The sequence below is a fragment of the Robertkochia sediminum genome, assembly GCF_016786255.1.
Classification (GTDB): Bacteria; Bacteroidota; Bacteroidia; order Flavobacteriales; family Flavobacteriaceae; genus Robertkochia; species Robertkochia sediminum.
In genome coordinates, this window is the sequence record NZ_JADMKT010000024.1 from 1 (window position 1) to 307 (window position 307).

1 pseudogene is annotated in these 307 nt (G+C 53.4%); it reads right to left on the minus strand.

Annotation, left to right across the window (positions count from 1 at the left end):
- Positions 1 to 307: pseudogene (locus IS446_RS00065) on the minus strand (thrombospondin type 3 repeat-containing protein); the annotation flags it as partial.

The following is a 307-nucleotide window of genomic DNA, read 5'->3' on the forward strand; positions in this document are numbered from 1 at the left end:
TTATCGGTATCGGGATCATTAGCATCGGTACCTTCGGTAATCTCGGCTCCGTCATTGAGCCCGTCGCCATCGGTGTCTGCATTATAGGGATCAGTGCCATTGGTAGCTTCAGCACCGTTAGTCACCAAGTCGCCGTCACAGTCGCCCGAAGCCCAAATGGCATTGCTTGCATCATATCCGGTATATCCTGCAGATTGTGCAGGAACACAAGAATCTGCAGGTGCCGGGTCGGTACTGTTCGGTACGCCATCACCATCATCATCAGGGTCGGTTACTGTAAAGGTCACCACGCCGGTAGCACATACCG